Source organism: Prosthecobacter debontii (assembly GCF_900167535.1).
In the GTDB taxonomy this organism is placed as follows: Bacteria; Verrucomicrobiota; Verrucomicrobiia; order Verrucomicrobiales; family Verrucomicrobiaceae; genus Prosthecobacter; species Prosthecobacter debontii.
Genome location: NZ_FUYE01000025.1, coordinates 25,886 through 32,516, shown reverse-complemented (window position 1 = coordinate 32,516; position 6,631 = coordinate 25,886). Strand labels below are relative to the sequence as shown.

The 6,631-nt window shown below is 57.9% G+C and carries 4 protein-coding genes and 1 pseudogene; 3 read left to right on the top strand and 2 right to left on the bottom strand.

What is annotated here, in order from left to right; translation table 11 throughout:
• Positions 1 to 1,692: 1,692 nt before the first annotated feature.
• Positions 1,693 to 2,220 (bottom strand): hypothetical protein, encoded by a 528-nt coding sequence (locus tag B5D61_RS23860; RefSeq protein ID WP_176159640.1) that lies wholly within the window; start codon positions 2,218 to 2,220, stop codon positions 1,693 to 1,695.
• Positions 2,221 to 2,226: 6 nt separating this feature from the next.
• On the opposite strand from B5D61_RS23860, the gene B5D61_RS23855 reads away from it, so the two are divergent.
• The 3 genes and pseudogenes from B5D61_RS23855 to B5D61_RS27140 all read left to right on the top strand — a co-directional run.
• Positions 2,227 to 3,735 (top strand): DUF4403 family protein, encoded by a 1,509-nt coding sequence (locus B5D61_RS23855; protein WP_078815941.1) that lies wholly within the window; start codon positions 2,227 to 2,229, stop codon positions 3,733 to 3,735.
• 186 nt (positions 3,736 to 3,921) lie between these two features.
• The gene (locus B5D61_RS26890) at positions 3,922 to 4,686 is read left to right on the top strand and encodes a hypothetical protein (RefSeq protein WP_245846595.1); all 765 of its coding nucleotides are present in this window, start codon (positions 3,922 to 3,924) and stop codon (positions 4,684 to 4,686) included.
• Positions 4,687 to 4,706: 20 nt separating this feature from the next.
• Positions 4,707 to 4,811: pseudogene (locus B5D61_RS27140) on the top strand (3-oxoacyl-[acyl-carrier-protein] synthase III C-terminal domain-containing protein); the annotation flags it as partial.
• 731 nt (positions 4,812 to 5,542) lie between these two features.
• On the opposite strand, the gene B5D61_RS23845 reads toward B5D61_RS27140, so the two are convergent.
• The gene (locus B5D61_RS23845) at positions 5,543 to 6,595 is read right to left on the bottom strand and encodes a restriction endonuclease (RefSeq protein ID WP_078815939.1); all 1,053 of its coding nucleotides are present in this window, start codon (positions 6,593 to 6,595) and stop codon (positions 5,543 to 5,545) included.
• Between the last annotated feature and the right edge of the window lie 36 nt (positions 6,596 to 6,631).

Sequence of the window (6,631 nt, the reverse complement as noted above, 5' to 3'; positions counted from 1 at the left end):
CAGAATTCAGGATGGGTTTTGACCGCTTCTGTGAATCCTGAATATCTCTCCCAGGCCCTCATGAGTTTGGTCAATAACCTTGGGGCTTTGATAAATGGGCAGCCCGTCGAATGACAACCCCAACGGGTTGCGGCCATGCCGCAGGATGTTCAACGTCATGGATCGACCAATGAGCAACGACCAATGATCCCGCATGCGGGAACGAATGACCCATGACCAACGACCAATGACCCATGACAACCCCAAGGGGGTTGCGGCCTTGAGCCCAGGGTTGGCACAACCCTGGGTAGGCTCATGTCACCTACCGCCGCATGCCGACAAACCCCAACGGGGTTTCGTCCATGCAGGATGTTCAACGTCATGGATAGAATCCGTCGTCAACGTGTGCGCGTAGCCTCGGTCAAGCGGCCCTGTTGGGGAAAGATCGACCCCGTGAAACGTCGAGCCCCTTCCATGCTTTTGTCGCGAGCCAGAGAGGCAGGGAGAGGAGCGTGGCCCATCCTCCCCCGCCCTTTTCTTCTCAGCTTCACCGCCCTTGGAAGACGGCGGACAAAGTGTCCGCGCCCCTCTCCTCTCGTGCTGTGTCCGCCCCTTCTTGGATGGGCTGCATGATGGTTGTTCAACACGCTCTTCATTTCACCCTCCCTCACGGCCTAACAAGACCTTGCTTGCAACTCAGCCCCTTGGCCTTAAGGGATGCAGATTTCATACGGCCTTGCGGTCCCCAAAAGAGACGTTGAGGTCATCCTGCCTCAGAGACCTCAAGAGAGGTCGATTTCACCCTGCCTTGCGGCCCAAAGGGTCGCGGGATTCAGCCCAGGGCGCCGCGCAGCCAGCCCTGGGTGAAGTATGAACAAGCCCTGTGGCCAGTGTCGCGGCGCGGCCTGAAGGGTCGCGGGAGAGGTGTGTGGCGGTGAAGATGAAGTCGCCCGGAAAACCCTGCATCGCCAGGCTGCAAAACGGAGGGGTGATGCGGATGATCAATCGCCTGCCCCGCGTTCCCGCGCTCCTTCAGAGCGCATCCTTGGCAGCAACGACCTCGTTGGGTGACCACCCAGGCCGCGCGGCCTGGGCTGAATCCGGCGACCTTTCAGGCTGCGAATGTGAGAGCCCTGCGGTCTCGTCTCGGTCAAGTTCATGGGGGCATCACCTCCTTCAGCCGGACTCTTGGACCAAGCAAGGTGCGATCCCTGCCGCCTGAAGGCGGGGCTCCGAACGCGGACATGGATCGTTGAATGAATGGATGAATGGAGGGTAGGATGAGCAAGCGGTTTGGCAGTGGCTTGAAGTGGCTCGCACACTCCGTGTGCGAAAAGCCCAGCTCGGCAGGCCAAGCCCAGGCTCCTGATCTCTCCTCTCCCAACCTGGCAAACGCACCAACAAGGTCATGGGCTGGGATGGCTCGGCATCATCTCGTGTTAGGTCAGGTCAGGTCAGGTCAGGCTGAGCCGGGCTGGAGATGAAGGGCACCTCACTCGGACTTCCGCGCGGTATCCCGCACACGGAGTGTGCGGACCACTTGAGGGCCACCGCCTGCGTCATCCCTCTATCTATCCACCCATCCCCTCGCGCGGAGCCTGTCTTTCCCCGCTCGGAGCCCCGGCTTCAGCCGGACTCTTGGACCTTGCGAGGTACTCTCACACTTCCGCCTGAAGGCCGGGCTCCGAACGCTGTCAGGGAGCCGATGTGATTTCAAGAAACGAGACGCCTGATTCCATCCCGTAATTTGGCAAAGCTGGGCGACCGATTTCGCTCTAGATTTAAGAGGGGACCGATTTTATGGGCCCACTCACTTTTCACCTGCCCAGGAAGGGGCCAGCCGACTTTTTTGATGGCCGCGATTCCACCTGGATCGATCGCATCGGCGAGCACTTCCCATGTGTGACAGACACTGTCCTGGACATAACGATCCAAAACCTCTCGTTTTGCTCGTGGGTAAGCTTCCAGCAAGGCCACTTGATCGCCCAAATACCAGGCCTCCATTTCTTCGATGGCGAGTCGAAACATGACGTTAGGCGCCGGGTCGCACGGCGAGAGAAGCGCCTTCAATTCTTTCAGAAACTCACAACCAGACCACCAAAAGGCGCTCGACATCCGAATGGAAGACAATGAGGTGACGTCATTGCGAATTAAGGAAACATTTTTCTTAAAAATAAATAGTTTCTTGTTTGAATGAATTTTTGAGAGGTGCGTCTCACACAGCGAGCTTTTTTGCTCCACGCTCCTATGTCACCTCTCAAACCTCTCGTCCTCCTCACCACGCTGTTGGTTCTCGCGTCACTGACCGTCGGCACCTATGCCTTCAGCCACTATCGGCATGCCAAGGGCGCGCTTACCCAAAAGCCCCCCCACGAATCCTCCCCGAGCGCCTTCCCGACCACGCCTTCCCGGGTGGCCGTCTCGGCACGAATTCCCTTTTCTGAAATCACGCAAATGATCCACGAGAAGGTGCCTGCCCAGTTTTCGGGCGGCGGCCATGGGCCAGATGCAGGCCGAGTCCGCATCCCACCCTTTGGCCCCACCATCACCGTCGGGACCAAGTACGATTATCAGGTGCGCCGTGGTGTGCCCACGCTCACGCGCCTCAATGATCATACCGCCCGTTTCTCCGTCCCCATTTCCTTTTCCGGTCATGGGGGGCTGAGAGGCGATGGGGCCAGGTTGCTCAGCCTGGATCGTAAATCTTTCCGTGGCGAGCTGCTGGCCCACTTGGATGTGGAACCTCAACTCCAGCCTGACTGGAAGCTTAACTCTCGCGTGAGTGTGAGTTACCAATGGATTCACGATCCCAAAGTCGAAATCGTCGGTGGCATTTGGATCAACATCAAAAAGCACATTGAAGACCCCTTGGACAAGGCCATGCAGGATGTTTCAGCCAAGGTCACTGCGCTCATCAATCAGCAAGATGTGCGCTCAAAAGTGGCGGAGGCCTATGTCCAGAAAAGCTACCCGGTGGATCTGCCCACGGTCGGGTCGGCCTTCGTCAATGTGCTCCCGCAAGGGGTGGAGTTTTCCGGGGTGACATTCACTTCAGACGCGCTCTCCGTCTCGGTGGCCGTGATCGCCCAGGTGGAAGTCGGCACCCAGCCTCTGCCAGAGCAAGCGCTGCCTCTGCCTAACCTCTCCCCGATCTCCGCTGCGCCTAACCAACTGGACATCAAGATCCCGATCCATGTTCCCTACGCCACGCTTCAGCAGGCCTTGAATGCGCAACTGACAAATCATTCGTTTCACCAAAGCGTCAAGGTAGGCCAAGGCCAACAAGAAGCCCAAATCACCCTAAAAGGATTCGAGGTTTATCCCTCGGGCCAGCATCTGGTGCTGGGCATCGAGATTGAGGCCGATCTGCCGAGCCGCTGGTTCGACACGCGCGGCTTTGTTTACCTGACCGGCACCCCCGTCATTCAAGACGGCGTCTTGCACATTCAAGATCTGCACTACACCCAGGCTCTGGATCATGAATTATGGACCGCAGCAGGCATCCTGTTTCAAGAGTCCATCGCCCAAGCCCTGCGAGACAACTCCACCTACGATACCCGCCAGGAACTCGCACGGGTGAAGGAGCAAATCGCAGAGGCCCTCAAAGAAAAGCCCCTCACTCAAGGCCTTTCCTTGATCATTGAAAATCCAGACATTCAGATCGGTCGCCTCGCCACGGGGGAAAAAGAGATCACCCTTGAAGCCCTCTTCCAAGCCACCGCCCACATCAGGGCACGTTCGTCTGGATCCCCATGAACCCAGGTGCCGGCTGCCATCAGCGTCCCTGATCCTGCGGAGACACACCTCCAGTTAGGCAGCATCAGCCCCCGTCCCCCCCGATTCTCGATTCTTATCATCCCAAACGCCGCGCGTGCCGAGCACCCCGCCCATCTTCCAATAAGCAGCCCTTTTTGATTGCCCACCTCCCTGCCCCTTCTCGCCATGACATCTGAACTTCCTGCCGCCCCGCACTCCGATCCCACCATGCCCCCCGACGCCACCCCTTCCCCAGATCCTGCGCAAGAAGCCCGAGTGACCCGCTTCACCCTTGGGATCTTGATCTGGTTTGTCAGCCTCACCTGTTTCGTGTGGGAAACCACCGTGGTGAAAGGCCAGTTGTTTTTCGATAACGTCGTTCTCCCCATTTTGGGAGAGCTTACCGGAGTGGAAGCCATCGTCCTCACCCTGACCTTTTTTACCTTCGCCATGGCGGCCCTGCATGGTCTCATGCATCTCTACCACCGTTACAGCCAGGATGCCACCACCTTCTGGGAACTGCTGCCCGCTTGGATCGGGCCTGACATTCTCCTGCCTAAACCCCTGCGCTGGATTAAGCTCATCATCCTCATTGGGCTTTTCATCTGGCCGACCGTTTGCCACTGTTTTCTCACCGGGCGGTTGTGGGATCACTACCGCATCGTGCCTAACAAAGCAGACCCCGCGACTCTCTATCAGCAGGGGCGCTACTTGGCCCGCAATGACCTCTTCCTCTTCCCGCTCCAGCTGCCTGCAGGCAGCCAAGCTGGCGACGCCTTCTGGTGGGTCGGCACTCGCAAGGAAGTCCGCAACAACGAACGCAAATGGGTCACCGCCGTTCCCTGGCAGCCCGCCTTCATCCTCATCTCCTCCGTCGGGCTCGGCCTATCCATGTTCATCTTCTTGGGCAATGCCGTTCTCATTCCGCTGCGCAACCGTCAGCGCCGCTGAGCCCCTTTTTCCCCGGGGGCCTGGATGAAGCCCATCGTCAGGGCAAGATCAAGAAAGGCGACATCGTCCTCCTCGTCGCCTTCGGCGGCGGCTTCACCTGGGCCAGCTCGGTGTTGAGGTGGTAGGTCGGGGTCAAGGGGTCATGGGGTCATGGGTCGGTGATCCCGCATGCGGGAACGAATGCCCCATGACCAATGACCAACGACCCATGACAACCCCAAAGGGGTTGCTGCCTTGAGCCCAGGGTTGGCACAACCCTGGGTAGGCGCATGTCATCTACCGCCGCATGTCGGCAAACCCCAACGGGGTTTCGTCCATGCAGGATGTTCAACGTCATGGATCGGGGGGTCCCAAACGGACATGACATTCACGCGAGACCTCGACGACGGACGTAACCCCGTTGGGGTTGCCTCGCGCAGGGTGATCGTTTGGGCCTGCCTCCCAGGGTTCGGGGAACCCTGGGCTCAGAGACGCAATGCCGTTGGCATTGATGGGAGAGCAAAGAATCAGCATTGAATGCGTTTACGGGATTCACCCCAGAATTCAGGATGGGTTTTGACCGCTTCTGTGAATCCTGAATATCTCTCCCAGGCCCTCATGAGTTTGGTCAATAACCTTGGGGCTTTGATAAACGGGCAGCCCGTCGAATGACAACCCCAACGGGGTTTCGTCCATGCAGCAGGATGTTCAACGTCATGGATCGACCAATGACCAACGACCAATGATCCCGCATGCGGGAACGAATGACCAATGACCAATGACCAATGACCAATGACCAAGAACCAAGAACCAACAACCAACAACCAACAACCAAGAACCAACAACCAACAACCAATGACCAACAACCCGCCCAGCCTCATTCCTCTGGCACCGCCACCGTCCAGATGCGCGTCAGAGGCAGTTCAGCCCGGATGTCGGCATCGAGCTGATCGTAGTGGGCAAAGAGGGCGTCGAGCAGATCCTTTTGGGTCCAGAGACGGACTTTGAAAAAGCTCTGCGCCAGCTCCTTCTGCACATTGGTTTTAAAGCCGCCCCAGGAGACAAAGAGGCCCTGCGCAGCGTTAAACTTGCTCATCGCTCCCAGCAGTTTGTCCACGGTCTCGCGGTCGATGGGCTTGAGCTCGGACTTCACTTCCACACAGAGCTGCGGGCTGCCGAAACCCAGGGCTCCCATTCCAGCTAGAATGTCCGCCCCACCATCCGCACCTTCGGGGCTGAGATAGGTGGTGTAACCTTGGGCCTTGAGGATGCTTTCCACGAGACGCGTGAATCCGTGTCCGGCAAACTTGGCTTGAATCATGGTGGCGATCCGGTCGAGGCCCTGCTGCTCCAGATCGACCAGATCATCGGCCAGTTCCTCATCGTCGATTTCAGCGGACTCGGTCTTGGCTTTGATCAGCAGTCCCTTCTTGCCGGGATCATCGCCCCAACCGCTGGCCTTCATGGCTTGAATGCGGGCCTCGGCGTTGTTGCGCTGGATGCGGCAGATGGTGAGGAAGGCTCCAAAGGAGTGTAGCAGGTCCTGGCCGAAACGTTGGCGGGGGATCGCCTCGCCGATCCACTTCACGCTGCGCCAGTGGTAAAAGGGATTTGGTCCCTCGGGCTCAAAGTGGTAGTCGCTGGTGATCTCGCCGATGTAGATGCTCTGCTGTGTCTTGAGCGGCAGCACCACCCAATCGCCCTTCTGCATAGTGTGAGCAAAGGGCCAGATCTGAGAGGCATGGTTCAGCCACTTCTTTGGCTTCCCGCTTGGATCAAGGGTTTCCAGGATGCTGATCAAAGCATCCTTGTTCTCCAACTTGTGGAGATCGTGGGCAAGATTGAGCCAAGTCACATAGACCCGGTTCTCTTCGAGAAACGTCAATTCGAATTCGCCGTGCGCGCCTGCGCGAATGAGCCAGAGGGACATGGGTTAAGGATAGGACTCTTAATTTAAACTTTAAAC

Coding starts and splice junctions, on each gene's coding strand:
- B5D61_RS23855 (WP_078815941.1), top strand. CDS start 2,227: ATGTCACCTCTCAAACCTCTCGTCCTCCTCACCACGCTGTTGGTTCTC.
- B5D61_RS26890 (WP_245846595.1), top strand. CDS start 3,922: ATGACATCTGAACTTCCTGCCGCCCCGCACTCCGATCCCACCATGCCC.
- B5D61_RS23845 (WP_078815939.1), bottom strand. CDS start 6,595: ATGTCCCTCTGGCTCATTCGCGCAGGCGCGCACGGCGAATTCGAATTG.